Genomic DNA, 25,033 nt, shown 5'->3' on the forward strand with positions numbered 1-25,033 from the left:
CCGGTGTACGGTGCGCTGGTGACGGCAGCTGACTCGACCAGAACCGGCTTACGCGCATCGGTGCAGGCCGCATTTCGTCCCGGCCCATCGACCACCGCATCCGTGCTGCGGGCGGTGTTGTGGCCTGCAGCCATCCTGTCGGTACTGCACCGCAGCATCGTGCTCACCACCAACGGCAACATCACCGACGACTTCAAGCCGGTCTACCGGGCGGTGCTGAACTTCCGGCACGGCTGGGACATCTACAACGAGCATTTCGACTACGTCGACCCGCACTACCTGTATCCGCCGGGCGGCACGCTGCTGATGGCGCCCTTCGGCTACCTGCCGTTCGCGCCGTCGCGCTACCTGTTCATCTCGATCAACACCGTCGCCATCCTGGTCGCCGCCTACCTGCTGCTGCGGATGTTCAACTTCACCTTGTCCTCGGTGGCCGCCCCCGCCCTCATCCTGGCGATGTTCTGCACCGAGACCGTCACCAACACTTTGGTGTTCACCAACATCAACGGCTGCATCCTGCTGCTGGAGGTGCTGTTCCTAAAGTGGCTGCTCGACGGGCGGGCCAGCCGCCAGTGGTGGGCCGGCCTGGCGATCGGACTGACGCTGGTGCTCAAACCGCTGCTGGGTCCGCTGTTGTTGCTGCCGTTGCTCAACCGCCAGTGGCGGGCGCTGGCGATGGCGTTCCTGGTCCCCCTGGTCGCCAACCTCGCCGCGATCCCCCTGGTGCCCCACCCGATGGACTTCTTCACCCGGACGGTGCCCTACATCCTGGGCACCCGCGACTACTTCAACAGCTCGATCGAGGGCAACGGCGTCTACTTCGGCCTGCCCTTCTGGCTGATCATCGCGCTGCGGCTGCTGTTCACCGCGATCGCCATCGGCGCGCTGTGGCTGCTGTACCGCTACTACCGCACCCGAGACCCGCTGTTCTGGTTCACCACATCGTCCGGGGTGCTGTTGCTGTGGTCGTGGCTGGTGATGTCGCTGGCACAGGGCTACTACTCGATGATGTTGTTCCCGTTCCTGATGACGGTCGTGCTGCCCAACTCGGTGATCCGCAACTGGCCGGCGTGGCTGGGAATCTACGGTTTCATGACGCTGGACCGCTGGCTGCTCTTCAACTGGATGCGGTGGGGACGGGCCCTGGAATACCTCAAGATCACCTACGGTTGGTCTCTGGTACTGATCGTGACGTTCACGGTGCTCTACTTCCGTTATCTGGACGCGAAGGCAGAGAACCGATTGGACGACGGGATCGACCCGACGTGGCTGCCGGCTGAGCGCGCTAGCGTGGGGGCAGAAGCCAGCGATGAGGAGAAGCGATGACTGAACTCGCGCGCCCGAAACTGCAACTTTCCGACGACGAGTGGCGCAAGAAACTCAACCCGCAGGAGTTCGACGTGCTGCGGCGCGCCGGAACCGAGCGGCCGTTCGTCGGCAGGTACACCGACACCAAGACCAAGGGCGTCTACAACTGTCGCGCGTGCGGCGCCGAATTGTTCCGCAGCACAGAGAAATTCGACTCGCACTGCGGATGGCCGTCGTTCTTCGACCCGTCGAGTTCGGACGCTGTGGTGCTGCGTCCCGACCATTCGATGGGCACCACCCGCACCGAGGTGCTGTGCGCGAACTGCCACAGCCATCTGGGTCACGTGTTCGCCGGCGAGGGCTACCCGACGCCCACCGATCTGCGCTACTGCATCAACTCCATCTCGCTGACGCTGGTCCCAGACGAGGGCTGACGCTTCACCCCGCCGACTGTGAATGCGACGACGCTCCGCCGGCGTGTCGCGTCGCAGAAGTCACACTCGACGGCTGATCAGCCCACGCGTGTCGCGTGCACTTCCCAGAACGGCGCGTGCACGCGCCCACTGGCCAGCCACGGCTCCATCGCCCGGTACTGCGCCAGCATGGTTTCCGCCTCAGCGGCCATGTCCGGGTTACGCGCTGCGGTCAGCTCGATCGATTCCGGGCTGACGTTGATCTGGTAGGTGGTCGGGCCCAGGTAGGTGATCTCCCAGCCGCCCAGCGGAAGAACCTCCCGTATGTTGTCGGCGGACACCGACCGCAACATCTTGAAGCCGTTGACCTCACCCACGCCGAACTCGAACATGAACAACCGCGCACCCGGACGAGTCGCCCGGTGCAGTGCCTGCACATAGGACTTCTGCAACTCCGGCGCGGTGATGAAGGTGTGATAGAACGCGCAGTCCACGACGGTGTCGAACCGGCCGTCGAGGCCCTCGAGCTTGGTGGCGTCGGCGACCCGGAAATCGACCGATACGCCGGCCTTCGCGGCGTTGTCCCGGGCGCGTTCGATCGCGGTGGCCGACCCGTCGATGCCCGTCGCCGAAAGACCTTGCGAAGCATAGTGAATGGCGTGGTGACCGGGACCCGTTCCGGGATCGAGCACCTCACCCCGCACCGCCCCCAGAGCGACGAGTTGCCGCACGACGGGCTGCGGACCGCCGATGTCCCACGGTGTCGCGGCGGGCAGGCCACGCACCACCCGCTCGTCGCGGTAACTCTCCTCGAAACGGGCCGCGTCGGTGGGATCGAAAGGGGCGGTCACGGCAGCGCGTTCACCAACTGCTCGACGCCCACCCGTGGCCCGGTGTAGAAGGGCGTCTCCTCGCGGGTGTGCCGGCGTGCGTCGGTGGCACGCAGTTCTCGCATCAGGTCAACGATGCGATACAGCTCGGGCGCCTCGAACGCCAGCAGCCACTCGTAGTCGCCCAGCGCGAAGGCGGGCACCGTGTTGGCGCGAACGTCCTTGTACTCGCGCGCCGCCATCCCGTGCTCGGCGAGCATTCGCCGACGTTCATCATCGGGCAGCAGATACCACTCATAGGACCGCACAAAGGGATAGACGCAGATGTAGTTGCCGGGCTCCTCGCCGGCCAGGAACGCCGGGATGTGGCTCTTGTTGAACTCCGCGGGACGGTGCAGCGCCACGCTGCTCCACACCGGGGTGCACGCCCGGCCCAGCGTGGTGGTGCGCCGGAAGTCGGCATACGTCGCCTGCAGCGCCTCGATCCGTTCGGCGTGCGTCCAGATCATGAAGTCGGCGTCCGCACGCAGGCCGGCCACGTCGTAGAGGCCGCGAACGACCACGCCGGCCTCTTCCTGCTGCTTCAGGAAGGTGGCGGTCTCGTCGATGATGGTGTCTCGCTGGTCGCCCAGCTCGCCGGGCCGCACCGAGAAAACCGAGAACATCAGGTAGCGAATGGTTGCGTTGAGAGCGTCGAAGTCCAGGCGTGCCATGACTCCTATGGTGCCACCAGGCTGGTGACCGCCCGCCCGGCCGCCCCGACACAGGCCGGCACACCGATCCCGTCCAGGTAACTGCCCGCGACGGCGAGCGCCGGGGGCAGGCCGGCGCGCAGCTCGGCGATCAGCTCCGCATGCCCGGGGCCGTACTGCGGCATGGCTTCGATCCAGCGCTGCACGCGGGCGTCGACCGGGTCGATGGTCAGCCCGAACACGTCGGCGATGTCTTGGCGGGCCCAGGCCAGCAGTTCATCGTCGGGGGTCGTCGCCGCGATGTCGTCGCCGAACCGCCCGTACGACAGCCGCAGCAACTGCACGTCGCCACCGCCGCCCCATTTTCGCGACGACAACGTTATCGCCTTGGCGTGCAGGGGTTCTCCGCTGGCCACCAGCACACCGGAGGACTGCGGAAAGGCGGTGTCCACCGGCACCGCGAGTGCCACCACCGCCGCCGACGCGGTCACGATCCGTCCGGCGGCCGCCGACGTGCGGGGCGCGATCGTCGCGACCAGGCGCGCCAGCTGTGCCGCCGGAACCGCGAGGACCACCGCGTCCGCGGACCAGCTGGCGCCGGCCTCGTCGTGCAAGGTCCAGCCCGGCTCCAGGGTCCGAATCCCGGCCCGCACCCAGCGAATTCGGCTGCGCGCCACGAGTTCGTCGAGCAGCACCTGATAGCCACCCTGCAACGCCCCGAACACCGCTCCCCCGCCGGCCGGCGGCAGGCAGTGCAAGACCGCGTCGGTGAGGCTGGTGGCGCCACGGTCCAGGGCCGCCGCCACGCCGGGCACCGCCGCCCGCAGACCGATCGTCGCCGCCGAGCCCGCATAGACCCCGGCCAGCAGCGGCTCCACCGAGCGGGTGACCACCTGCTCACCGAACCGGTCGGCGACCAGATCTCCCACCGCGGGGTCGCTGCCGGCGGTCCAGGCCAGCGGCCGCTCCGGTTCCGCCTCGATGCGCGCCACCGTCTCCTCGTCGACCAGCCCGCTCACCGAGGCAGCCGACGACGGGATCCCGGCCACGGTGTCCGACGGCAGAGCGTGCAGCTGCCGGCCGCTGTAAATCAGGGGACGCACACCGGTGGTGGCGCGTTGCAGGTGCGACAGGCCCAACTCGGCCAGCAGTGCCGGCATCTCGGGCCGGCGGGCCACGAAAGCCTCGGCACCCAGGTCCATGTCCTGGCCACCGACGACTTCGGTGCGCAGGATGCCGCCGAGGCGATCGGCCGGGTCGAACAACGTGATATCAGCCTCGTCGCCGACCGCCACCCGCAGCCGGTATGCCGCAGTCAACCCCGAAATACCCCCGCCCACAACACAATACGAGCGGGTCATAGCGACTGGACCAGCGCCACCAGTTCGGTCAGCACACCGGGGTCGGTTTCCGGCAGCACTCCGTGTCCCAAATTGAAGACGTGCCCGGCCGCCCCGGCGTCGACGGCGCGACGCCCGTCTTCGACGACCGAGCGCGCGGCACGTTGGGCCACCTCCCAGCCCGCCAGCACCACCACCGGGTCAAGGTTTCCCTGCAGCGCCGTGCCGGGAACGACCCGGCTCGCGGCGTCGGTCAGCGAGGTCCGCCAGTCGACGCCGACCACGCGGGCGCCTCCGGGCTGCACCGCCTCTGACATGGCACCCAACAACTCGGCGGTGCCGACACCGAAATGCGTCATCGGCACGCCGTGCTCGGCCAGCGTGGCGAAAACGCGGGAGCTGTGCGGCAGCACATACTGCCGGTAGTCGGCCAGCGACAGCGTCCCGGCCCACGAATCGAACATCTGGATCGCGTCCACCCCGGCCTCGATCTGGCCGCGCAGGAACGCGATGGTGAGGTCGGTCAGTTTCGTCAGCAGCGCGTGCCACGTGTCCGTCTCGGCCAGCATCATCGCCTTGGTGCGGGCGTGGTTGCGGCTGGGCCCGCCCTCGACCAGGTATGAGGCCAGCGTGAACGGCGCACCGGCGAACCCGATCAACGGCACGTCACCGAGGGCGGCCACCAACAGCCCGACGGTGTCCAGAACCGGCTGAACCGCTTGCATGTCAAGGGGTTTCATGGCGTCGACGTCGGCCGCGGTGCGGATCGGATCGGCGATCACCGGGCCGACGTCGGGGACGATGTCCAGATCCACCCCGGCGGCACGCAGCGGTACCACGATGTCGGAGAACAGAATCGCGGCGTCCACGCCGTAACGGCGCACCGGCTGCAGGGTGATCTCGCAGGCCACCTCCGGCTCGAAGCACGCGGCCAGCATGCTGTGCTGTTTGCGCAGCGCCCGGTACTCGGGCAGCGAACGGCCGGCCTGCCGCATGAACCACACCGGCACCCGGCTGGGTTTGCGGCCGGCTACCGCGGCCAGATAGGGCGACGAGGGGAGGTCGCGACGGGTTGTGTTCATCGCGGTCAATGCTGCCAGAAGCGAAAGCCGCCGCCACCGCTGCGTAACATCAGCCGGGATGCCCGCAACTTATGACGACTTTCCCAGTCTGCGCTGCGAACGCGGCGACAACGGAATCCTCAACCTGGTGCTCGACGCCCCCGGACTGAACTCGGTCGGCCCCCAGATGCACCGCGACCTGGCCGACATCTGGCCGGTGATCAACCGCGACCCCGACGTCAACGTCGTCCTGGTCCGAGGCGAAGGCAAGGCGTTCTCCTCCGGCGGCAGCTTCGACCTGATCGACGAGACGATCGGCGACTACGAGGGCCGCATCCGCATCATGCGCGAGGCCCGCGACCTGGTGCTCAACCTGGTCAACTTCGACAAGCCGGTGGTGTCGGCGATCCGGGGGCCCGCCGTGGGTGCCGGGCTGGTGGTGGCGCTGCTGGCCGACATCTCGGTGGCGGGACGGACGGCGAAGATCATCGACGGGCACACCAAGCTGGGCGTCGCGGCCGGCGATCACGCCGCGATCTGCTGGCCGCTGCTGGTCGGGATGGCCAAGGCCAAGTACTACCTGCTGACCTGCGAGACGCTCTCCGGCGAAGAAGCCGAGCGGATCGGCCTGGTCTCGACCTGCGTCGACGACGACGACGTGCTGGCCACCGCGACCCGCGTGGCCGAGAATCTGGCCGCCGGAGCGCAGCACGCGATTCGGTGGACCAAGCACAGCCTCAACCACTGGTATCGCATGTTCGCCCCCGCCTTCGAGACCTCGCTGGGCCTGGAATTCATCGGCTTCAGCGGCCCTGACGTGCGCGAAGGGCTGGCCGCACATCGCGAGAAGCGCCCTGCCCGGTTTGACGGCCGTCCGCAGAGCTGAGCCTGATTCGGCGCGCCTGTGCGCGCGTGTCGGCCGATGGGTCTACCGTCGAAATTCATGACATCAGCCGTCGAACCCGAGCCATTCCGCGAAGCGGTCGCGGCGATGAACGGTGTCACCGTGCGGCCCGAGATCGAGCTCGGCCCCATCCGCCCGCCCCAGCGGCTGGCGCCGTTCAGCTACGCACTGGGCGCCGAGGTCAAGCACCCGGACCTGGAAATCATTCCCGAGCGGTCCGAAGGTGACGCGTTCGGCAGGCTCATCCTGCTCTACGACCCCGAGGGCTCCGACGCCTGGGACGGCACGATCCGTCTCGTCGCCTACATTCAGGCGGACCTGGACTCCCACGAGGCCATCGATCCCCTGCTGCCGGAAGTCGCGTGGAGTTGGCTGGCCGAGGCGCTGGACTCGCACACCAAGCACATGACCGCCCTGGGCGGGACGGTCACCGCCACGACGTCGGTGCGCTACGGCGACATCTCCGGTCCGCCGCGCGCCCACCAGCTGGAGCTGCGTGCATCGTGGACCGCCACCACCCCCGATGTGGGCAGCCACGTCGAGGCGTTCTGCGACGTCCTCGAGCACGCCGCGGGTCTGCCGCCGGCGGGTGTCACCGACCTGAGTTCACGGTCACGCGCCTGACATGTGCCCCGACCCGTCTCCGGCGGAGACCGATCCGCCGGGCAGCACGGAGCCCGAAGTTCCGCTGCTCCTGCAACCGGCCGACGGCATGCCGAACCTGTCCGTCTACGCCAGCGACATCGCCGCGGCGGCCGAACAACTCGACCGCGGCCGCGGCCCGTTCGCCGTGGACGCCGAACGGGCCTCGGGCTTCCGCTACTCCAACCGCGCCTATCTGATCCAGGTTCGCCGGTCCGGCGCGGGTACCGTGCTGATTGACCCGGTCAGCCACGGCGGGGACCCACTGGACGTGTTGCGGCCGGTGGCCGAAGTACTCGGCCAGGACGAATGGATCCTGCACTCCGCTGACCAGGACCTGCCCTGCCTGGCCGAGGTCGGGATGCGGCCGCCGGCGTTGTACGACACCGAACTGGCCGGCCGGCTGGCCGGGTTCGACCGGGTCAATCTGGCGACCATGGTCGAGCGGCTGCTGGGCCAGGGCCTGGCCAAGGGGCACGGCGCCGCCGACTGGTCCAAGCGGCCGTTACCGTCGGCCTGGTTGAACTACGCCGCGCTGGACGTGGAACTGCTCATCGAGCTGCGTGAAGCGATCGCCCAGGTGTTGGCCGAGCAAGGTAAAACGGATTGGGCCGCACAGGAATTCGAACATCTGCGGACCTCCGAGGAGCGTTCGGCCGCGGTACCCACCCGGCGCGACCGGTGGCGTCGCACGTCGGGCATCCACAAGGTGCACGACCGCCGGGCACTGGCCGCGGTCCGCGAACTGTGGACCACCCGGGACCGGATCGCGCAACGCCGCGACATCGCGCCGCGCCGCATCCTGCCGGATTCGGCCATCATCGACGCCGCCCTGGCCAACCCGACTTCCATCGACGAACTCGTGGCACTGCCCGTGTTCGGAGGACGCAATCAGCGGCGCAGCGCGCCGATGTGGTTGGCGGCGCTGGAGGCCGCTAGGCAGAATCCGGACCTGCCGGACGTCGCGGAGCAATCCGCCGGACCGCCTCCACCCGCGCGCTGGAGCAGGCGCAAGCCCGACGCCGCCGCCCGGCTGGAAGTCGCCCGAGCGGCGCTGGGCGCCTTGTCCGAGCAAGTCAGAATCCCGACGGAGAACCTGATCGCGCCGGATCTGGTGCGACGGCTGTGCTGGGACTGGGAGGCGCTCGCCGCGGGCGGCCGCGACCCGGTCGCCATCACCGACGAATACCTGCGCGCGGGTCACGCACGGCCGTGGCAGCGCGAACTAGTCGTCCCGGCGCTGGCCGCCGCGGTGACCCAGGCCCCGCGGCCGGGCACCGACCCCGACTAGTCCAGCTGCTCGCTGATCGCGGACTGCTCCACCGGTGAAGTCCCCAGCGCCGCAACCCAACCCGTGATCCGCCGGGCCACATCCTGGTCGGTGAGTCCCAACTCGGCGAGCACCTCACCACGCGACGCGTGCTCGTAGAACTGCTGCGGGAGCCCGACGTCGCGGCAGGGGATGTCGATGTCGGCTGCCCGCAGCGCGGCCGATACCGCCGAGCCCACACCTCCGGCCAACCCGTTGTCCTCCAAGGTGACCAGCAGCTTGTGCTGCACCGCCAGCTCGCGCACCGCGCCGGGCACCGGCAGCACCCAGCGCGGGTCGATCACGGTCACGCCGATCCCCTGGTCGAGCAGACGCTTCGCGACGGCCAGGGCCATCGAAGCGAACGCGCCGACCGCCACCAGTAACACGTCGGTGTTCAAGCCCGCGGCCGGCACCGCCAGCACGTCCACCCCGTCGCGTCGCTCCAACGCCGGAATGTCTTCGCCTACGTCACCTTTGGGGAAACGCAGAGCCGTGGGGCCGTCATTGACGTCGAGCGCCTCGCCGAGTTCCTCCCGCAGCCGGGTGGCGTCGCGGGGCGCCGCCACGCGCATGCCGGGCACCACTCCCAGGATCGACAGGTCCCACATGCCGTTGTGGCTGGCGCCGTCGTTGCCGGTGACCCCGGCGCGGTCGAGCACCATGGTGACGGGCAGCTTGTGCAACGCCACATCCATCATGATCTGGTCGAAGGCCCGGTTCAGGAACGTCGAATAGATCGCGACCACCGGGTGCATTCCGCCCATCGCCAGCCCGGCCGCCGACGTCATCGCATGCTGCTCGGCGATGCCGACGTCGAACAACCGGTCGGGAAACACCTCGCCGAACGCCGAGAGCCCGGTGGGTCCGGGCATCGCCGCGGTGATGGCCACGATGTCGCGGCGCTTTCGACCGACGTCGATCAGCGCCTCGGCGAATGTCGACGTCCAGCCCGGGCCCGCCACCTTCGTGGCCACGCCGGTGATCGGGTCGATCGGCACCGTGGAGTGCATCTGCTCGGCCTCGTCGGCCTCGGCCGGGCCGTATCCCATCCCCTTGCGGGTGACGACGTGCACGATCACCGGGGCGCCGAAGCCCCGGGCGCTGCGCAGCGCGACCTCCACCGCCCGCTCGTCGTGGCCGTCGACCGGACCGACGTATTTCAGGCCGAGGTCGGTGAACAGCAGCTGTGGCGACAGGGAGTCCTTGATGCCGGCCTTGACGCTGTGCATGAAGTGGTAGGCGACCTCGCCGACCACCGGCACCGCCTGCATTGCGTTGCGGCCCCGTTCCAGGAGTCGTTCGTAGGCCGGCTGCAACCGCAGGGTGGCCAGGTGGTCGGCCACCCCGCCGATCGTCGGCGCGTAGCTGCGTCCGTTGTCGTTGACGACGATGATCACCGGACGTTGTGAGCCGGCGATGTTGTTCAGCGCCTCCCAGCACATGCCGCCGGTGAGCGCGCCGTCCCCGACCACCGCGACCACGTGCCGGTTGCGGTGTCCGGTGAGCTCGAACGCCTTGGCCAGGCCGTCCGCATACGACAGCGCCGCGCTGGCATGGCTGGATTCGACCCAGTCGTGCTCACTCTCGGCGCGGGACGGGTATCCCGACAGGCCGCCCTTCTTGCGCAGCGTCTCGAACTCGTGGGCGCGACCGGTCAGCATCTTGTGCACGTAGGCCTGGTGACCGGTGTCGAAGATGATCGGGTCGTGTGGCGAGTCGAACACCCGGTGCAAGGCGAGGGTCAGTTCGACGACACCGAGGTTGGGGCCGAGGTGTCCTCCGGTGGCAGCAACCTTGTGGATCAGGAACTCGCGGATCTCTTGGGCCAAGTCGCGGAGCTGCTGTTGCGAAAGGTGCTGCAGATCGGCGGGCCCGCGGATCTGTTCCAGCATCTGGCCAGTCTACGCAGCGCGCGCAACCGCAGCAGGGCGAGCAGCCGCCCTATGAGGCACCGAACAGTTCGGCGAGCGTGTCATGCAGTTCGGGATCCGCCAGAACGACGACCTCGTCGCCGGCCTGCAGTTCGGTGTCGCCGCGCACCGGCACCACACCGGTGGTGCGCACGACGATGCTCACCCAGATGTCACCGACCTGATCGCCGAGCCCCTCGACCGTGCATCCCTCTACCTCAGACCCCGAAGCGACGGTGAAGCGGTGGACGCCGTGCGGCTCGTCGGCGAGCCGGACCCCGATCTCCCACGGCTGCGTTTCGACGGTCCGCATCGGCAACCGCAACAACCTCGCCACGCCGGGCACCGCGCTGCCCTGCACCAGGACAGAGAAGATCACGACGACGACCACGATGCCGTACAGCCGTTCGGCCTCGGCGATATGGGCGGCCCGCAGGAATTCACCGAGCAGGATCGGCACCGCCCCCTTGAGGCCGGCGAACAGGATGAAGCTGCGCTCGTTGCGCTCCAGTCGCACCGGGATCAGGCACGCGCTCACCGCCAACGGCCGGATCAGAGCGGTCAGGCCCACGCCCAGGATCAGCCCGGGAATCCAGACATCCGGGTGAGCGAGCACGCCGATGTCGACGGTCAGCCCGAGCACGGTGAAGGCAATGATCTCGGCCAGCCCCGCCAGCGCGGCGTGGAACCGCTTGATCTCGGGCTTGTACGGGGCGCGCGCGTCACCGATCACGATGCCCGCGACGAACACCGCCAGAAACCCCGAGCCGTGCGCGAGCGTGGCGATGCCGTACATCATCAGCGCCGAGGCCAGCGTCCGCAGCGGGTAGAGGCCCTCGCTGGGCAGCGCCACGCGGCGCATGAACACGAGCAGGGCCCGGCCGCCGAGCACTCCGACGGCCCCACCGATCGCCATCTGCAGCACGAATTGCGTTCCCACACCGGCGAACCCGGCCGCGCTGAGACCACCCGCGGCGATCAGACTGGCCATCAGCGAGATGCCGACCGGGTCGTTGGCGCCGGACTCACCCTCCAGGATGGTGCTGCTGCGACCGGAGATCTCGCGTTTGCCCAGCACCGAGAAGACCACGGCCGGATCGGTGGGAGCCACTGCGGTAGCCACCAGAACCGCGGCGTACCAATTGATTCCGCACGCGTAATGCAACATCAGCGCCGCCCCGGCAGCGGTGAGCGCGGTGCCCAGCACCCCGACGGACAGGATGGGACCGGCGGCCGCGCGGAACCGCGCGGGACCGATGTGCATCCCGCCGTCGAACAACACCAGCACCAGCGCGATGGTCAGCACCCGCTCCACCGTCCGCTCGGAGGGCGGCTGCACCACCGGCACCGCGTGCACCGCCACGGCGGCTCCGACCAAAACCAGCAGCGGCACCGGGATCTTCACCCGCTCGGTGAGCCGGTTCGCAAGGACCGCGATCAATCCGACGGCGCTGGTGAACAAGACGATCAGTGCGTAACGGGCAGTCTCGCTCACGACAGCAACCGCTCAAGCCTTTCGGTTCGACAAACAAGACATCGCCGACCAGACTTCCCGGCACACCGCGAAGGAGTCTAGCCTGTCGCGACGTCCGGACTATCGGGTCAGCAACGCGACGCACTCGACGTGATGGGTCAGCGGGAAAGCGTCGAACACCCTGAGGTTCTCAACGGCGTAGCCGTGCCCGCGGTACAACCCGATATCGCGTGCGAAAGATGCTGCCTCACAACCGATATGCACCACCCGCGGCACGTCCGCCGCGGCGAGCAAATCGATCACTTCACGCCCGGCGCCGGTGCGCGGCGGGTCCAGCACCGCGACGTCGGCACCCCTGTCCTGCCCGGCCAGCGTCCGTCGGACCGAATCCGTGACGACCTCGACCTGCGGCAGGTCGGCCAGGGCGGCACGTGCCGCCCCCGACGCGCCGCGCGCGGTGTCGACGGTCAGCACCCGGCCCGACTCCCCCACCCCCGCGCCGAGCACCGCGGCGAAGACCCCGGCTCCGCCGTAGAGGTCCCAGGCCGTCGCCCCGGACGCGGGTTGGGCCCAGTCCGCGACCAGCTCGCTGTACACCCGCGCGCCTTCGCGATGCGACTGCCAGAACCCCGTCACCGGTACCCGCCAGCTGCGCGTACCCACCCGCTGCACGGCGTGATAGTCGCCTTCGATCACCTTCGACACCGTGCGCCTACCCTGCCGGGCCGTACGCAGCACGTGCCGCTCACCGTCGTCGTCGACGACCACGTGCAGGTGCGCACCGGCCGGCCAGTCGGTGCCGGACAGCCCTTCGAGCATCCCTTCCGGCAACTGTCCGCAGCGCAGATCGGTGACCAACTCGTCGCTGTGGTAGCGATGAAACCCGGGGCGGCCGTCGGATCCGACCTCGAGGCGAACCCGGGTGCGCCAGCCGGTCGGCCCGTCGGCTGAGAGCGGTTCAGCGATCCCCGACCAGCTGTGTCCGCCCAGCCGGTCCAGCTGGTTGGCCACCACCTGCGCCTTGACGTCACGTGCCGCCGCGGGGGCGGCGAAGGCCAGGTCGCAGCACCCGGCACCGTCCGCGCCCGCGATCGGGCACAGGGAATCCGTACGATCCCCCGACGGCTCCAGCACCTCGACAACCTCTGCGTGCCAATAGGATCCGTGGTCGGCGGTGACTCGCACCCGTACCCGCTCCCCGGGCAGCGCATAACGGACGAAGACCACCCGGCCCTCATGATGCGCGATGCAGCTGCCGCCATTGGCGGGGGCGCCGGTGACCAAAGTCAGTTCCCCGCCGGCGGATTCGAGGTTCAATCGAATATGCCCCGTCGGGCGTCCCCGGGCGCGACCCGCGGCTGCAGCGTCTTGATCCGTTCCGAGGACGTCAGCTGCCAGGGCACCGATGTGACCATGACACCCGGCATGAACAACAGGCGCCCTTTGAGTCGCAGTGCACTCTGGTTGTGCAGCAACTGTTCCCACCAGCGACCCACCACGTACTCCGGGATGAACACCGTCACCACCGTGCGCGGCGATTCCTTGCTGACCCGCTTGACGTAATCAAGTACCGGCCGGGTGATTTCGCGGTACGGGGAGGCGATCACCTTCAACGGGACGCTGATGTCGCTTTCTTCCCATTCATGCTTGAGCTCGCGGGTTTCGGCGTCATCGACGCTCACCGTGACGGCTTCCAGTACGTCCGGCCGGGTCGCACGGGCATAGGCCAGGGCACGCAGCGTGGGCAGATGCAGCTTCGACACCAGCACCAGGGCGTGATTGCGGCTGGGCAGCACGATTTCGTCGCCGTGCTCGGCAGCCTGCTCGGCCAACTCGCGGGTGACGCCGTCGTAGTGGCGGCGGATCAGCTTCATCAGTGCGAACAACAGTGTCATGGCGACCAGGGCGATCCAGGCACCGGCCAGGAATTTGGTGACCATGACGACCAGCAACACCGCACCGGTCGCGAGCAACCCGACCGTGTTGACGATCCGCGAACGATGCATCCGTCGCCGCGCCGCCGGATCGGTTTCGGTGCGCAGCAGCCGGGTCCAGTGCCGCACCATGCCAATCTGACTCAGCGTGAACGAAATGAACACACCGACGATGTAGAGCTGGATCAGGGCGCTCAGTTCAGCGCGGAACGCGATGATCGCGAGCAGTGCCGACAGGGACAGGAACGCGATCCCGTTGGAGAACGCCAATCGGTCGCCGCGCGTGTGGAACTGGCGGGGCAGATAGCTGTGCTGGGCCAGCACCGAACCGAGCACCGGGAATCCGTTGAACGCGGTGTTGGCCGCCAGCACCAGGATCAACGCCGTCACCGCGGTGATCAGCACGAACCCGATGTGGAAGCTGCCGAAAACGGTCTCAGCCAGCTGAGTGACCAGCGTCTTCTGGTAGTAGCCCGCCGGAGCTCCGGCCAGTTGCGTCGCGGGGTCGCTGACCAGCTGAACCCCGATCTTCTTGGCCAGCACGATGATCCCCATCAGCAGGGTGACGGCGATCGCACCCAGCATCAGCAGGGTGGTGGCCGCGTTCTTCGACTTCGGTTTCTCGAACGCCGGCACCCCGTTGCTGATGGCCTCGACACCGGTGAGCGCCGCGCAGCCCGAGGAGAACGCCCGCGCCATCAGGAACACCAGCGCGAAACCGACGATCTTCCCGTGCTCGGAATGCATCTGGAAGCCGGCTGACTCCGCTCGCAGCGGGTTTCCCAGCACAAAGATGCGGAAGAGGCCCCAGCCGATCATGCCGGTCACCCCGATGATGAAGCCGTAGGTGGGGATCGCGAACGCCAGCCCGGATTCCCGGACGCCGCGCAGATTCATCGCGGTCACCAACAGGATCGCGGCCACACAGAACCACACCTTGTGGTGCGCCACGATGGGCACCGCCGAGCCGATGTTCGACATCGCCGAGGCGGTCGAAACGGCAACGGTGAGAACGTAATCCACCATCAGCGCACTGGCCACCGTCAGGCCGGCGTTGGGGCCGAGATTGGTCGTCACCACCTCGTAGTCGCCGCCGCCGGAGGGGTAGGCGTGCACGTTCTGCCGGTAGCTGGCCACCACCACCAGCATCACCGCGGCCACCGCCAGCCCGATCCACGGCGACAGCGCGTAGGCCGCCAGGCCGCCGATCGAGAGCATCAGGAAGACCTCTTCGGGGGCGTAGGCCACCGAGGACAGGGCGTCGGAGGCGAACACCGGCAGGGCGATGCGCTTGGGCAGCAGCGTGTGGGCCAGCCGGTCGCTGCGAAAAGGCCGTCCGATCAGCAGCCGGCGCGCAGCGGTTGAAAGTTTGGACACGAGAGCCAAGAGTAAGCCCACTCGGCTTTGGCGGTAGCGTTCCGTACGCGAGAATTCTCACGACCGAAATCGGCCCGCCAGCGTAGGTTGCCGATCACAATGACGCGCAGGACACAACCGAAAGGACCTCCGAGTGAAGGTGGTTGTGATGGGGTGCGGCCGGGTCGGTTCTTCGGTGGCGGACGGACTGTACCGAATCGGCCATGACGTGTCGGTCATCGACCGCGACAGCGCGGCGTTCAACCGGCTCAGCCCCGAGTTCGACGGCGACCGCGTGCTCGGTCAGGGATTCGACCGCGACGTGCTGCTGCGGGCCGGCATCGAAGGCGCCGACGCGTTCGCCGCGGTGTCCTCCGGAGACAACTCCAACATCATCTCGGCGCGGCTGGCCCGGGAGACCTTCGGCGTGCGGCGCGTGGTCGCGCGAATCTATGACGCCAAGCGCGCCGAGGTCTACGAACGCCTGGGCATCCCGACGATCGCCACCGTTCCCTGGACCACCGATCGCCTGCTGAATGCCTTAACGCAGGAGACCGAGACGGCTAAATGGCGAGATCCGACGGGCACCGTCGCGGTGGCGCAGGTGGTGCTGCACGAAGACTGGGTGGGACACCGCGCCACCGATCTGGAGCAGGCCACCGGGGCGCGCGTGGCGTTTCTGATCCGCTTCGGCACCGGCATTTTGCCCGAACCCAAGACCGTGCTGCAGGCCGGCGACCAGGTCTATGTCGCCGCCATCTCCGGCCGCGCCGCTGAAGCTGTGGCCATCGCGGCGCTGCCGCCGAGCGAGGACTTGGACAAATGAAAGTAGCCGTTGCCGGCGCGGGCGCGGTCGGGCGCTCGGTCACCCGGGAGCTCGTCGCCAACAAGCACGACGTCACCCTGATCGAGCGCAACGCCGACCATGTCGACACCGACGCCATCCCCGCAGCGCACTGGCTGCTGGGTGACGCATGCGAGTTGAGCCTGCTCGAACAGATGCACCTCGAGGATTTCGACGTCGTGGTCGCCGCGACCGGCGACGACAAGGTGAACGTGGTGCTCAGCCTGCTGGCCAAGACGGAGTTCGCGGTCCCGCGGGTCGTGGCCAGGGTCAACGACCCCCGCAACGAGTGGTTGTTCACCGACGCATGGGGGGTCGACGTGGCGGTGTCCACACCGCGCATGCTGGCCTCGCTGATCGAGGAAGCCGTGGCCGTGGGCGACCTGGTGCGGCTGATGGAGTTCCGCAAAGGTCAGGCCAACCTGGTCGAGATCACCCTGCCCGACGACACGCCCTGGGGAGGCAAGCCGGTACGCAAACTGCAGTTGCCGCGCGATGTGTCGCTGGTGACCATCCTGCGGGGTCCGCGGGTGATCGTCCCAGAGGGCGACGAACCGCTCGAAGGGGGCGACGAGTTGCTGTTCGTCGCGGCCACCGAGGCCGAAGAGGAACTGCGCCGGCTGCTGCTGCCGACCAGCTAATCGCGAACTGGCTCGCCGTCGATCTCAGACACCACCACGGGATGCTCCACCGCGGGCAGGGCCCGCAGCACGGCCTTGATGGCCCCATAGGTCACCAGGGCGGCCAGCGCGGTCAGGGGCCATCCCATCGCGATCCGGGTCACTCCCAGCCAGCCGGTCTTGCCGAGCTCGTAGAGATGCCCCTGGACGCCGAAACGGGCCACGAACACCACGGTCCAGCATGTCGTCGCGATGTCGAACGCGTAGACGGCCCGCGGCACCGCGCGCCACTCGTTGTCGCGGCCGCTGGCCCAGCTCCACAGATAGCCGACCACCGGGCGACGGATCACGATCGAGGCGGCGAACACCACGGCCCAGAACAGGGACATCCAAATTCCCAGCAGGAAATAGCCCTTGGACTGGCCGACCAGATAGGCGATCAGCGCGCACACCGCGACACCGAAGAACCCGGACAGCGCCGGCTGCAAGGAGTCTCGACGGACGAGCCGCCAGAGCAGAACCAGGGCCGCCGCGGCCATCGCGCTGCCGATCGCGGCCAGCAGGCCGGCGACACTGGATGCGATGACGAATACGAGTACGGGCAACGAGGAGTAGATCAGCCCGCTCACGCCACCGGACTGCGCCAGCAGGCGCTCGGCACTGAAACGGTTATCGCTCACGGGAATTCGGGGTGTTGATGGTGACGAAAATCGTCACCGCTGGATTTCGTAGTGCGGGTTGTAAATGGCCTTGGTGCCGTTCTCCATCTTGCCCATGCGGCCCCGCACCCGCAGGGTGCGCCCCGACTCGATGCCGGGGATGCGCCGCTGCCCCAACCACACCAGCGTGACTGTGTCGCTGCCGTCGAACAACTCCGCGCGAACCCCGCCGGAACACCCCTTGCCGTTCGTCTCGACACTGCGCAGCGTGCCCACCATCGTGACCTCCTGGCCGCGCTGGCAGTCGATTGCCCGCTGCGCGCCGGTATTGAGGACTTCGTCGGACAGTTCTTCGACGTCGCGTTGCTCCGGGTCCTCCGTCAACCGACGGGTGAGCCGGCGTAGATACCCTTGGGCCCCCATGGCCACTCCTGACACTTCGACGTCGTTAAGAAAGCTATAGCCTCAAATCAGCATTCCACCATGCCAACGGTCACCGTAGACCTGTTGGTTCCCTGATGCCACACAGATGAAACCACTGATCTTCGGGTGTTTCACGGTACCGGGCAGTATGGGGAGGTGGTGGTCGATCTGCGTGGTGTCACAACCGTCTTGCTGCCTGGCACCGGATCCGACGAAAACTACGTCTACCGGGCCTTTTCAGCCCCGTTGCACAAACTCGGTGCGGTGTTGGTCACACCTGCGCCGCAACCGCACCGATTGGTCGACGGTTACGTGACCGCGCTCGACGAGGCGGCACGTGCCGGCCCGATCGCAGTCGGAGGGGTGTCGATCGGCGCGGCCGTCGCCGCGACGTGGGCGCTGGCCCACCCGCAGCACACCGTGGCCGTCCTGGCGGCCCTGCCGGCCTGGAGCGGAGACCCCGCCTCGGCGCCTGCGGCACTGGCCGCGCACTACACGGCTTCGCAGTTGCGCCGCGACGGGCTGGACGTGACGACGGCGCAGATGCGGGCATCCAGCCCGCCCTGGCTCGCCGACGAGCTGGCCCGGTCCTGGGCGGCTCAGTGGCCGCTGCTGCCGGACGCCATGGAACAGGCCGCCTCGTACGTCGCACCGAGCCGTGCCGAGCTGACGCGGCTGGTCCCGCCGCTCGGCGTGGCGGCCGCGGTCGATGACCCGATCCACCCCTTGCAGGTCGGTGTCGACTGGGCGACCGATGCGCCCAGAGCTGCCCTGCGCACGGTGACGCTGGACGAGATCGGTGCGCGCCCGGACGCATTGGGCGCAACCTGCCTGGAAGCGTTGAACGCCGCCGGCTAACCGCCGGTTGAGGTGCTGCGCAACTGCTGCATCGCCGAGCCTTCGGTGCTGCGGCGCGCGGCCGGCTCGTCCGACGGGGGCTGCGCCTGGGCCTGTTCGGGGGTCTGCTCAGCGCCCTGTTGCGCAGCCGCGGCCTCACGCAGCTGCTGCAGCATCGGCTCGGGCAGCTGCACCGGCAGCGGAGTGCGTACCGGCAGCGGAGTGTCGCCACGCCGAACCACCGCGTCCGCCAAGGCCTCGCGCGCCTCGTCAGTCAGGGCCTCGACGGTCTCGTGCGGTCCGTTGACCACGCAGCGGATCATCCAGCGGTAACCGTCGACTCCGATGAAGCGCACCACACCGGATGCGCTGCCCACGACTTCCCGGCCCCATGGTCCGTCCTTGATGGAGACCGTGGCCGAGTCCTTCCGCAACGAGTCGGCGAGCTCGCCGGCCACCTCACGCCACAGTCCCGCGGTCTTGGGGGCGGCGTAGGCGGCGATGGTGAACCGTCCGTTGGGCGTGACGACCCACACCGCGCTGGGCACTCCGGTCTCGGTCAGCTCGACCTGCACCTGGCCCGCCGCCGGCATAGGAATCAGCACCGAGCCCAGATCGAGCCGGGCCACTTCGGCGTCCGCCGGATCGTCGAAGTCCTCGATGTCGAACGGGCCCTCGAGCGACTCGTCGCCGTCGGCAGGGCCGTCCCCGACGCCTTCTTCGACGGGTAAATCGGCCGGCCGCTGCTGCGAAGCGCTGTCGTCCTTGCGTGTGCGTCTACCGAATGCTGGCATCAGCGCCGCTCCTTCTCATCGCCCTCATCGCCTCGTCCTCAGCGCTCACAGACTCGCGTGCCCGCCGGAGGAACCGTGACCACCCTCGCCACGGGACGTTTCGGCGAGCCCGGCCTCATCGAACGACGAAACCTCCATCAATTCGACCAGTTCCACCCGCTGCACCAACAGTTGGGCGATGCGGTCGCCGCGGTGCACCACGATCGGGGTGGTGGGGTCGAGGTTGATCAGCGCGACCTTGATTTCGCCACGATAGCCTGCGTCGATAGTGCCGGGACTGTTCACGATCGACAGCCCTACCCGCGAGGCCAGTCCGGAACGCGGGTGTATCAACCCGACCATGCCGAACGGGACGGCGATCGCGATGCCGGTAGGCACCAGAGCCCGGTGGCCAGGCGCGAGTTCGACGTCTTCGGCGCTGAACAGGTCGACACCCGCGTCGCCGTCGTGAGCGCGGCTGGGCATCGGAAGGCCGGGGTCGAGACGAACGATGGCCAGACTGGTCGACACGGGGGCACAGACTACCCTTGACCGCGTGTCCGATACGCGCATCGCTCCGCAAAGCGTGCGATATAGCGAACGGCTGTGGGTGCCCTGGTGGTGGTGGCCACTGGGTTTCGTGCCTGCCGCAGTCATCGCGTACGAGGTCGACCTGAGCATCCGCGCGCTGCCCGGCTGGCTTCCTTTCGCGGTCCTGTTCGCCGTCGCGACCGCCGTGTTGCTGTGGCTGGGCCGCGTCGAGATCCGCGTCACCGCCGATGACGGCGGTGTCGAGCTGTGGGCCGGTGACGCGCATCTGCCGGTCACAGTGGTCTCCCGGTCCGCGGAGATAGGGCGTGCGGCCAAGTCGGCGGCGTTAGGCCGCCAGCTCGACCCGGCGGCCTACGTCCTGCATCGTGCCTGGGTCGGCCCGATGGTGTTGCTGGTGCTCGATGATCCCGATGACCCGACGCCGTACTGGCTCGTGAGTTGCCGGCACCCGGAGCGAGTGCTGTCGGCGCTTCGAAGCTGACTGCGTGCGCGGCGGTCAGGCCGCGCAGTCGGTACAGATCATCACGCCGTTCTTCTCGCTGGCCAGCCGGCTGCGGTGTTGCACCAAAAAGCAACTCGAGCAGGTGAATTCGTCGGCCTGCTTCGGAACCACGCGCACCGACAGTTCTTCACCCGAAAGGTCGGCGCCAGGCAGTTCGAAATTCTCGGCGGACTCGGACTCGTCGACGTCGACCACGGCTGACGCCGCCTCGTTCCGTCGTGCTTTGAGCTCCTCCAGCGAATCTTCTGAGACGTCGTCGGTCTCGGTACGCCGCGGAGCGTCGTAGTCGGTAGGCATCTTCTTCCCCGTCCTTATCCCCTCAGGGCCCTCATAAGCTCAAGGAACGCTTTGTACCAGCGTCGAACGCTTGCACCAAACTATTCGTGCCCGTAATGCGGGTGGATTGGATGTGATTTGCGTCACACCGATGGAATGGCCCTTGTACTTGGCCTTAAACGGTGCGATTACGGTGCGATTAGAGTGCATGTGTGGTTGCACACATCACCGAGGGTACCGCCTTCGACAAGCACGGTCGGCCCTTCCGGCGGCGCAATCCCCGCCCCGCCATCATCGTCGTCATTTTCCTCGTGGTGGTGACCGGCGTGGTGTGGACCGTCGCCCTGACCCGGCCGGCGGACGTCCGCGAGGTCGCGGTGTGCAACCCTCCCCCGCAGGCGGCCGGGACCGAAACGCCCGCCAAGCTCGGCGAGCAGGTATCGCGGACGGAAATGATCGACGTCACGCCCGCCAAGCTCAGCGACACCAAGGTGCGGGTTCTCAATGCCAGCGGCCGAGGCGGTCAGGCCGGCGACATCGCCGGTGCGCTACAGGATTTGGGTTTCGCGCAGCCCACGTCCGCCAACGACCCGATCTACGCCGGCACCCGGCTGAACTGTCAGGGGCAGATCCGTTTCGGCACCGCGGGCCAGGCCACCGCCGCGGCGCTGTGGCTGGTGGCGCCGTGCACCGAACTGTTCCACGACAGCCGCGGTGACGACTCCGTCGATCTCGCGCTGGGTACCGACTTCAGCTCGCTGGCGCACAACGACGACATCGACGCCGTACTGGCAACCCTGCGTCCAGGGGCCAGCGAGCCCGCCGATCACACGCTGCTGGCAAAGATCCACGCCAACAGCTGCTGACGCAGTCACTGAATCGGATCAAGCGCCCCGACATCGTCGAGGGCCGCAAGCAGCGCGTCGGCGATGCCAGGTGCCGCGGCGACCACCAGGCCGGCCCCGTCCGCGTCCGGGTCCGGTAGCAGCACGCGCGCGCCGGCCTCCGCGGCGATCAACGCGCCCGCCGCGCAATCCCAGACCTGCAGGCCGTGCTCGTAATACGCATCCAGGTGCCCGGCTGCGACCATGCACAGGTCCAGGGCCGCCGAACCAATGCGGCGCACATCGCGGACCACCGGCAGCATCCGTGCCACCAACTCGGCCTGGCGGATCCGGCGCGTCGGCGAGTATCCGAATCCGGTGCCCAGCAACGCCATTGACAGCTTATCCACGTTGTTGCACCGGAGTTGCCGAGTTCCGTGCCCGTCGGTGACGTGCGCCCCGAGCCCGCTGGCCGCCGAATACACCCGCCCGGCAACCACGTCGGCCACCGCACCAGCCACCGACACACCGTTGATCTGAGCGCCGACCGACACCGCGTACGCCGGGATGCCGTAGACGAAGTTCACCGTGCCGTCGATGGGATCCAGCACCCAGGTGACCGCGCCGGCGGAATCGGCTGTCGAATCGCCAGGCCCGCCACCCTCCTCACCGAGGATGGGGTCACCCGGCCGGAGTACGGCCAGCCGGTCCCGCAGCAACTGTTCGGCATCGGTGTCGACCACCGTGACCGGATCGGTCGGGGTGGTCTTGGCGCGCACCGTGTCGGCGTCGCCGCTGCGGGAGGGGTCAACTTCGGCGCTCGGGCCGAATACCTCGCCGCGCCGGCGCCGGACGAACGCGGCGGCCTCGGTGGCGACCGTCACGGCCACGTCGCGCAGCCGCGCGGGCTCCACACCGGGTTTGTCGGGGCGTGTCACCGATCTATCGCACCACAGGCGCCGACTCCTCAACGGACGCAACCCGCCTCACCCCGTTTGGCGTACCGGGTCGATAAGGTGGGCGAACCACCAAGTCTCGCCGAGGAGATTCGATGACCAGCACCGTCTCTGGGATTGATGCCGGCGGTCCCCCGTCGCAGCGCCGAGGATTCGGAATCGACGTTGGCGGCAGCGGCATCAAGGGAGCGATCGTCGATCTGGACACCGGTCAGTTGATCGGTGACCGGATCAAACTGCTCACGCCGCAACCCGCCACCCCCGACGCCGTCGCCAAGACCATCGCCGAGGTGGTGAACGGATTCGGTTGGACAGGACCGCTCGGGGTCACCTACCCGGGCGTTGTCACGCACGGCATCGTGCAGACGGCGGCGAACGTGGACAAGGCCTGGATCGGGACCAACGCCCGCGACATCATCAGCGCCGAACTCACCGGCCAGGAGGTCACGATCCTCAACGACGCCGATGCCGCGGGCCTGGCGGAGGAGCGCTACGGCGCCGGCAAAGGCCATGAGGGTCTGGTCGTACTGCTCACCTTCGGCACCGGCATCGGTTCGGCGCTCATTCACAACGGCAAGCTGATTCCCAACACCGAGTTCGGCCACCTCGAGGTCGGCGGAAAGGAAGCCGAGCAGCGGGCGGCGTCGTCGGTGAAAGAACGAAACGGATGGAGCTACGAAAAGTGGACCAAACAGGTGACCAGGGTGCTGGTCGCCATCGAGAACGCGATCTGGCCCGACCTGTTCATCGCGGGCGGCGGTATCAGCCGCAAGGCCGATAAATGGGTGCATCTGCTGGAAAACCGCACCCCGGTCGTGCCGGCCACCCTGCAGAACGCCGCAGGAATCGTCGGCGCTGCGATGGCGTCGGCAGGCGACGTGACGCACTGAATTTTGTCCGCTCGACCAGTACGCGGGCCGTGTGAAGTTACAATGGTCGTCGGCGGCCGCCCAAACCGATAGCGCGCGATACTCACGCTGATATCAAACGCCGACAATCGACATAACAGACACTTTCGGTCTTCCATGCCCAGACCCACCGGAAGTGCGTCCAACTGAAGGGGTGTACGTGGCACCGACCAAGGCAAGTGCGGCAACCGATGAGCCGGTGAAGCGCACCGCCGCGAAGTCTCCCGCCAAGCGGACGGCGGCCAAGGCCGCCCCTGGCGCCGCTCCAGCGAAGCGGGCCGCAAAGGCCGCCGGATCCGCGACCGACGGCGCGCCCGGCGCGGCTCCGAGGAAGACCCGCGCCAAGGCCGCCGCGAAGGCACCGGCCGCCAAGACCAAGGATGCCGACGGTGTATCGCCTGATGACGTCACCCTCGAAGCCGGTGACGAACTCGACACCGACCTCGACGTGGAGCCCGGCGACGACATCGAAATCGAAGCGGGCGACCTGAGCCTCGACGACCTGGACGAGGACGTGGCCCCGGACTCCGAGGACTCCGACATCGACCCGAGCGACGCCGAGGAGGCTGAGACCCCGACGGCCGCCGTGGTCACCGCCGCCCCCGTCGAAGAAGACGAGGACATCGCCGAGCCCACCGAAAAGGACAAGGCCTCCGGCGATTTCGTCTGGGACGAGGACGAGTCCGAGGCGTTGCGCCAGGCCCGCAAGGACGCCGAGCTCACCGCCTCCGCCGACTCGGTTCGCGCGTACCTCAAGCAGATCGGCAAGGTGGCGCTGCTCAACGCCGAGGAAGAGGTCGAGCTGGCCAAGCGCATCGAAGCCGGCCTGTACGCGACCCAGCTGATGGTCGAGCTGACCGATCGCGGCGAGAAGCTGCCGGCCGCCCAGCGCCGCGACATGCTGTGGATCTGCCGCGACGGCGACCGCGCGAAAAACCATCTGCTGGAAGCCAACTTGCGTCTGGTGGTGTCGCTGGCCAAGCGCTACACCGGTCGTGGCATGGCGTTCCTGGATCTCATCCAGGAGGGCAACCTCGGTCTGATCCGCGCGGTCGAGAAGTTCGACTACACCAAGGGTTACAAGTTCTCCACCTACGCGACGTGGTGGATCCGCCAGGCCATCACCCGCGCCATGGCCGACCAGGCCCGCACCATCCGCATCCCGGTGCACATGGTCGAGGTCATCAACAAGCTGGGCCGCATCCAGCGCGAGTTGCTGCAGGACCTGGGCCGCGAGCCCACGCCTGAGGAACTCGCCAAGGAAATGGACATCACGCCCGAGAAGGTGCTGGAGATCCAGCAGTACGCCCGGGAACCCATCTCGCTGGACCAGACCATCGGCGACGAGGGTGACAGCCAGCTCGGCGACTTCATCGAGGACAGCGAGGCCGTCGTGGCGGTGGACGCGGTGTCCTTCACGCTGTTGCAGGACCAGCTGCAGTCGGTGCTGGACACGCTCTCCGAGCGGGAGGCCGGCGTCGTGCGGCTGCGCTTCGGGCTCACCGACGGCCAGCCGCGGACCCTCGACGAGATCGGTCAGGTGTACGGGGTGACCCGCGAGCGGATCCGTCAGATCGAGTCCAAGACGATGTCCAAGCTGCGCCACCCCAGCCGCTCGCAGGTGCTGCGCGACTACCTGGACTGAGTTCGACTGCGCTTTACTGTCCTGAACAGCAGTTTTGC

26 protein-coding genes are annotated in these 25,033 nt (G+C 68.0%); 12 read left to right on the plus strand and 14 right to left on the minus strand.

The features are described from left to right. Positions 1-3: 3 nt before the first annotated feature. On the plus strand, positions 4-1,326 hold the full coding sequence (aftC, locus tag ACNQS7_RS07530) for an arabinofuranan 3-O-arabinosyltransferase (RefSeq protein ID WP_055578444.1): 1,323 nt from the start codon (positions 4-6) through the stop codon (positions 1,324-1,326). Then, on the plus strand, positions 1,323-1,742 hold the full coding sequence (msrB, locus tag ACNQS7_RS07535; RefSeq protein ID WP_310785779.1) for a peptide-methionine (R)-S-oxide reductase MsrB: 420 nt from the start codon (positions 1,323-1,325) through the stop codon (positions 1,740-1,742). The genes aftC and msrB overlap by 4 nt, the downstream gene beginning before the upstream one ends. Positions 1,743-1,819: 77 nt before the next feature. On the opposite strand, the gene ACNQS7_RS07540 is transcribed toward msrB, so the two are convergent. From ACNQS7_RS07540 to hemE, 4 genes are read right to left on the minus strand one after another with little or no spacing between them, the layout of a single operon-like run. After that, a complete protein-coding gene (locus tag ACNQS7_RS07540) occupies positions 1,820-2,572 on the minus strand; it encodes a class I SAM-dependent methyltransferase (RefSeq protein ID WP_418012078.1) in 753 nt (250 codons plus the stop codon). Beyond that, positions 2,569-3,264, minus strand: coding sequence for a hydrogen peroxide-dependent heme synthase (hemQ, locus tag ACNQS7_RS07545; RefSeq protein WP_418012079.1), 696 nt, complete (start codon positions 3,262-3,264; stop codon positions 2,569-2,571). The genes ACNQS7_RS07540 and hemQ overlap by 4 nt, the downstream gene beginning before the upstream one ends. 5 nt (positions 3,265-3,269) lie before the next feature. Next, positions 3,270-4,604: a protoporphyrinogen oxidase gene (locus ACNQS7_RS07550; RefSeq protein ID WP_418012080.1), complete on the minus strand. Its 1,335-nt coding sequence runs from the start codon at positions 4,602-4,604 to the stop codon at positions 3,270-3,272. Further along, positions 4,601-5,665 carry a uroporphyrinogen decarboxylase gene (hemE, locus tag ACNQS7_RS07555; RefSeq protein WP_055578439.1) on the minus strand — a complete coding sequence of 355 codons (1,065 nt, stop codon included), beginning with the start codon at positions 5,663-5,665 and terminating at the stop codon, positions 4,601-4,603. Before hemE ends, ACNQS7_RS07550 begins: the two co-directional genes overlap by 4 nt. A gap of 58 nt (positions 5,666-5,723) precedes the next feature. Between hemE and ACNQS7_RS07560 the strand changes: the two genes are divergently transcribed. Genes ACNQS7_RS07560 through ACNQS7_RS07570 form a run of 3 tightly spaced genes read left to right on the plus strand, consistent with a single transcriptional unit; the run spans position 5,724 to position 8,481 of the window. Continuing rightward, positions 5,724-6,530, plus strand: a complete 807-nt coding sequence (locus tag ACNQS7_RS07560) for an enoyl-CoA hydratase/isomerase family protein (RefSeq protein WP_310785774.1) — start codon at positions 5,724-5,726, stop codon at positions 6,528-6,530. A gap of 57 nt (positions 6,531-6,587) precedes the next feature. Further along, positions 6,588-7,172, plus strand: a complete 585-nt coding sequence (locus ACNQS7_RS07565) for a DUF3000 domain-containing protein (RefSeq protein ID WP_055578463.1) — start codon at positions 6,588-6,590, stop codon at positions 7,170-7,172. Between the two features lies 1 nt (position 7,173). Further along, positions 7,174-8,481: an HRDC domain-containing protein gene (locus ACNQS7_RS07570; RefSeq protein WP_418012081.1), complete on the plus strand. Its 1,308-nt coding sequence runs from the start codon at positions 7,174-7,176 to the stop codon at positions 8,479-8,481. Here ACNQS7_RS07570 and dxs read toward each other — a convergent pair. From dxs to ACNQS7_RS07590, 4 genes are all read right to left on the minus strand, one after another. Then, positions 8,478-10,394 carry a 1-deoxy-D-xylulose-5-phosphate synthase gene (gene dxs / locus ACNQS7_RS07575; protein ID WP_418012082.1) on the minus strand — a complete coding sequence of 639 codons (1,917 nt, stop codon included), beginning with the start codon at positions 10,392-10,394 and terminating at the stop codon, positions 8,478-8,480. The two genes, ACNQS7_RS07570 and dxs, sit on opposite strands and share 4 nt — an antisense overlap. Before the next feature lie 49 nt (positions 10,395-10,443). After that, positions 10,444-11,907 carry a cation:proton antiporter gene (locus tag ACNQS7_RS07580; protein ID WP_418012083.1) on the minus strand — a complete coding sequence of 488 codons (1,464 nt, stop codon included), beginning with the start codon at positions 11,905-11,907 and terminating at the stop codon, positions 10,444-10,446. A gap of 99 nt (positions 11,908-12,006) precedes the next feature. Continuing rightward, positions 12,007-13,203 (minus strand): class I SAM-dependent RNA methyltransferase, encoded by a 1,197-nt coding sequence (locus ACNQS7_RS07585; protein ID WP_418012084.1) that lies wholly within the window; start codon positions 13,201-13,203, stop codon positions 12,007-12,009. Continuing rightward, a complete protein-coding gene (locus tag ACNQS7_RS07590; protein ID WP_055578433.1) occupies positions 13,200-15,197 on the minus strand; it encodes an APC family permease in 1,998 nt (665 codons plus the stop codon). Before ACNQS7_RS07590 ends, ACNQS7_RS07585 begins: the two co-directional genes overlap by 4 nt. Positions 15,198-15,330: 133 nt before the next feature. Here ACNQS7_RS07590 and ACNQS7_RS07595 point away from each other — a divergent pair, with 133 nt between their 5' ends. Further along, complete coding sequence (locus ACNQS7_RS07595) at positions 15,331-16,002, plus strand: potassium channel family protein (protein ID WP_133435350.1); 672 nt, start codon at positions 15,331-15,333, stop codon at positions 16,000-16,002. Next, positions 15,999-16,661 (plus strand): potassium channel family protein, encoded by a 663-nt coding sequence (locus ACNQS7_RS07600; protein WP_418012085.1) that lies wholly within the window; start codon positions 15,999-16,001, stop codon positions 16,659-16,661. Before ACNQS7_RS07595 ends, ACNQS7_RS07600 begins: the two co-directional genes overlap by 4 nt. Here the strand turns inward: ACNQS7_RS07600 and ACNQS7_RS07605 are convergent. Then, positions 16,658-17,320: a DUF3159 domain-containing protein gene (locus ACNQS7_RS07605; protein WP_418012086.1), complete on the minus strand. Its 663-nt coding sequence runs from the start codon at positions 17,318-17,320 to the stop codon at positions 16,658-16,660. The genes ACNQS7_RS07600 and ACNQS7_RS07605 overlap by 4 nt on opposite strands. 33 nt (positions 17,321-17,353) lie before the next feature. After that, complete coding sequence (locus tag ACNQS7_RS07610) at positions 17,354-17,722, minus strand: OB-fold nucleic acid binding domain-containing protein (protein ID WP_055578430.1); 369 nt, start codon at positions 17,720-17,722, stop codon at positions 17,354-17,356. A gap of 156 nt (positions 17,723-17,878) precedes the next feature. Between ACNQS7_RS07610 and ACNQS7_RS07615 the strand changes: the two genes are divergently transcribed. Then, complete coding sequence (locus tag ACNQS7_RS07615) at positions 17,879-18,580, plus strand: alpha/beta hydrolase (protein ID WP_418012087.1); 702 nt, start codon at positions 17,879-17,881, stop codon at positions 18,578-18,580. Here the strand turns inward: ACNQS7_RS07615 and ACNQS7_RS07620 are convergent. Together ACNQS7_RS07620 and dut are read right to left on the minus strand one after the other, a co-directional pair. After that, entirely contained in the window at positions 18,577-19,353 is a 777-nt protein-coding gene (locus ACNQS7_RS07620) for a DUF3710 domain-containing protein (protein ID WP_418012088.1), read from the minus strand. The two genes, ACNQS7_RS07615 and ACNQS7_RS07620, sit on opposite strands and share 4 nt — an antisense overlap. Before the next feature lie 45 nt (positions 19,354-19,398). Beyond that, positions 19,399-19,863 carry a dUTP diphosphatase gene (gene dut, locus ACNQS7_RS07625; protein ID WP_310785766.1) on the minus strand — a complete coding sequence of 155 codons (465 nt, stop codon included), beginning with the start codon at positions 19,861-19,863 and terminating at the stop codon, positions 19,399-19,401. Between the two features lie 25 nt (positions 19,864-19,888). Here dut and ACNQS7_RS07630 point away from each other — a divergent pair, with 25 nt between their 5' ends. Continuing rightward, a complete protein-coding gene (locus tag ACNQS7_RS07630; RefSeq protein WP_418012089.1) occupies positions 19,889-20,365 on the plus strand; it encodes a DUF3093 domain-containing protein in 477 nt (158 codons plus the stop codon). Positions 20,366-20,380: 15 nt separating this feature from the next. Here ACNQS7_RS07630 and ACNQS7_RS07635 read toward each other — a convergent pair whose 3' ends face one another. Then, entirely contained in the window at positions 20,381-20,683 is a 303-nt protein-coding gene (locus ACNQS7_RS07635) for a DUF4193 domain-containing protein (RefSeq protein ID WP_008258544.1), read from the minus strand. 191 nt (positions 20,684-20,874) lie between these two features. Here ACNQS7_RS07635 and cei point away from each other — a divergent pair, with 191 nt between their 5' ends. Beyond that, complete coding sequence (cei, locus tag ACNQS7_RS07640; RefSeq protein ID WP_055578425.1) at positions 20,875-21,528, plus strand: envelope integrity protein Cei; 654 nt, start codon at positions 20,875-20,877, stop codon at positions 21,526-21,528. 5 nt (positions 21,529-21,533) lie between these two features. Here cei and ACNQS7_RS07645 read toward each other — a convergent pair whose 3' ends face one another. Beyond that, positions 21,534-22,424 carry an inositol monophosphatase family protein gene (locus ACNQS7_RS07645; RefSeq protein WP_418012090.1) on the minus strand — a complete coding sequence of 297 codons (891 nt, stop codon included), beginning with the start codon at positions 22,422-22,424 and terminating at the stop codon, positions 21,534-21,536. Positions 22,425-22,537: 113 nt separating this feature from the next. Between ACNQS7_RS07645 and ppgK the strand changes: the two genes are divergently transcribed. Together ppgK and ACNQS7_RS07655 are read left to right on the plus strand one after the other, a co-directional pair. Next, positions 22,538-23,332, plus strand: a complete 795-nt coding sequence (ppgK, locus tag ACNQS7_RS07650; RefSeq protein WP_418012091.1) for a polyphosphate--glucose phosphotransferase — start codon at positions 22,538-22,540, stop codon at positions 23,330-23,332. Positions 23,333-23,510: 178 nt separating this feature from the next. Next, positions 23,511-24,995 (plus strand): RNA polymerase sigma factor, encoded by a 1,485-nt coding sequence (locus ACNQS7_RS07655; protein ID WP_418012092.1) that lies wholly within the window; start codon positions 23,511-23,513, stop codon positions 24,993-24,995. Positions 24,996-25,033: the final 38 nt, after the last annotated feature.

Origin of the sequence: Mycobacterium sp. 23, assembly GCF_048287075.1 — a bacterium.
GTDB classification, from domain to species: domain Bacteria; phylum Actinomycetota; class Actinomycetes; order Mycobacteriales; family Mycobacteriaceae; genus Mycobacterium; species Mycobacterium gordonae_B.

What these genes read in the sequence shown, in the direction of transcription:
- ppgK (WP_418012091.1), top strand. Translation starts at nt 22,538, where the DNA reads ATGACCAGCACCGTCTCTGGGATTGATGCCGGCGGTCCCCCGTCGCAG.
- hemE (WP_055578439.1), bottom strand. Translation starts at nt 5,665, where the DNA reads ATGAACACAACCCGTCGCGACCTCCCCTCGTCGCCCTATCTGGCCGCG.
- hemQ (WP_418012079.1), bottom strand. Translation starts at nt 3,264, where the DNA reads ATGGCACGCCTGGACTTCGACGCTCTCAACGCAACCATTCGCTACCTG.
- ACNQS7_RS07610 (WP_055578430.1), bottom strand. Translation starts at nt 17,722, where the DNA reads ATGGGGGCCCAAGGGTATCTACGCCGGCTCACCCGTCGGTTGACGGAG.
- dxs (WP_418012082.1), bottom strand. Translation starts at nt 10,394, where the DNA reads ATGCTGGAACAGATCCGCGGGCCCGCCGATCTGCAGCACCTTTCGCAA.
- ACNQS7_RS07560 (WP_310785774.1), top strand. Translation starts at nt 5,724, where the DNA reads ATGCCCGCAACTTATGACGACTTTCCCAGTCTGCGCTGCGAACGCGGC.
- ACNQS7_RS07550 (WP_418012080.1), bottom strand. Translation starts at nt 4,604, where the DNA reads ATGACCCGCTCGTATTGTGTTGTGGGCGGGGGTATTTCGGGGTTGACT.
- ACNQS7_RS07620 (WP_418012088.1), bottom strand. Translation starts at nt 19,353, where the DNA reads ATGCCAGCATTCGGTAGACGCACACGCAAGGACGACAGCGCTTCGCAG.
- ACNQS7_RS07635 (WP_008258544.1), bottom strand. Translation starts at nt 20,683, where the DNA reads ATGCCTACCGACTACGACGCTCCGCGGCGTACCGAGACCGACGACGTC.
- ACNQS7_RS07600 (WP_418012085.1), top strand. Translation starts at nt 15,999, where the DNA reads ATGAAAGTAGCCGTTGCCGGCGCGGGCGCGGTCGGGCGCTCGGTCACC.
- ACNQS7_RS07565 (WP_055578463.1), top strand. Translation starts at nt 6,588, where the DNA reads ATGACATCAGCCGTCGAACCCGAGCCATTCCGCGAAGCGGTCGCGGCG.
- msrB (WP_310785779.1), top strand. Translation starts at nt 1,323, where the DNA reads ATGACTGAACTCGCGCGCCCGAAACTGCAACTTTCCGACGACGAGTGG.
- ACNQS7_RS07570 (WP_418012081.1), top strand. Translation starts at nt 7,174, where the DNA reads ATGTGCCCCGACCCGTCTCCGGCGGAGACCGATCCGCCGGGCAGCACG.